The 1508-nt window shown below is 76.1% G+C and carries 1 protein-coding gene; it reads left to right on the top strand.

From position 1 onward, the window contains the following. Window positions 1–14: 14 nt before the first annotated feature. A partial coding sequence (locus ACEPPI_RS40485; RefSeq protein ID WP_373920235.1) for a polyketide synthase dehydratase domain-containing protein occupies window positions 15–1508 on the top strand: 1494 nt, incomplete at its 3' end.

Below are 1508 nucleotides of genomic sequence, written 5' to 3'. Positions count from 1 at the left end.
TGGAGGCCGCGGGCGTGAGCACGTACGTCGAGCTCGGGCCCGACGGGGTGCTGTCCGCGATGGCGCAGGCCTGCCTGGCCGACGACACCGGCACCGCCGCCTTCGTACCCACCCTCCGCTCCGGCCGCGACGAGGCCGAGACGCTGCTCTCGGCCCTCTCCACCGCCTATGTGCGCGGTACCGCCGTCGACTGGGCGGCGTTCTACCGCCCGCTCGGCGCACGCCCCGTCGACCTGCCGACGTACGCCTTCCAGCGCGGCGTCTACTGGCTTGACGCCGGCCGCGCGGACGGCGACGTCACGGCGGCCGGACTCGGCACCGCCGACCACCCGTTGCTCGGCGCCGAGGTCCAACTCCCCGACTCCGACGGCCACCTCTTCACCGGCCGCCTGTCGCTGACCACCCACCCCTGGCTCGGTGACCACCGCGTCATGGGCGCGGCCCTCCTGCCCGGCACGGCCTTCGTCGAGCTGGCGCTCCGGGCCGGCGAGCACCTCGGCTGCGACCTGGTCGACGAACTCACCCTCGAAGCACCCCTGGTGCTGCCCGAACAGGGCGGCGTACAGCTGCGGCTGGCCGTCGGCGCCGCCGACCCGTCGGGCCGTCGCCGCAGCCTCGCCCTCCACTCCCGCCCCGAGGGTGCGGACACGGACGCGCCGTGGACGCGGCACGCCGTCGGTGTGCTCGCGGCCGGGGCCGAACCGGCCCCGCAGGACCTCACCGAGTGGCCGCCCGCCGGCGCGGAGCCCGTCGAAGTGGCGGGCCTGTACGAGGGCCTCGCGGACTCCGGCTTCGGCTACGGCCCGGTGTTCCAGGGCCTGCGGGCCGCCTGGAGGCACGACGGCGCGTACTACGCCGAGGTCGCCCTCCCCGAGGGAGCCGCCGACGAGGCCGGCCGGTTCGGCCTGCACCCGGCCCTCCTCGACGCGGCCCTGCACGCGCTCGGACTGCGCGAGTCGGAGTCGGGCAGCGGCGAAGGACGGCTGCCGTTCTCCTGGTCCGGCGTCTCCCTCCACGCGGTCGGCGCCGCCGAACTGCGCGTCCGCCTGACCACCGCCCGGAACGGCGAGGTGGCCATCGCCATCGCCGACGCCGCTGGAGCCCCGGTGGCCTCGGTCGCCGGCCTGGCCCTGCGGTCCGTGAGCCGCGACCAGCTGAACACCGCCCCCGACCTGACCCGCGACGCCCTGTTCCGCATGGAGTGGGCCGAGTCCGCCTCGTCGGCCGGTTCCTTCGAGGACTGGTCCCTGTGGGGCGAGGGCGACGGGACCGCCGCCGCGACGGTGGTGTCCTGCCTGGAGCCCGGCGACGGGGACACGGCCGCTGCCGTGCACGCCGAGACCAGCCGGGTGCTGGAGCTGCTCCAGGAGTGGCAGGCGGCCGAGCGGCCCGCCGATTCGCGCCTGGTGTTCCTGACGCGGGGTGCGGTGGAGGCCGTGCCGGGTGAGGGTGTGTCGGACCTCGTCCATGCTCCGGTACGGGGCCTGGTGCGGTCGGCGCAGTCGGAG

It is taken from the genome of Streptomyces sp. AB3(2024) (genome assembly GCF_041862025.1).
GTDB lineage: Bacteria > Actinomycetota > Actinomycetes > Streptomycetales > Streptomycetaceae > Streptomyces.
This window is presented reverse-complemented; position numbering and strand designations above follow the sequence as displayed.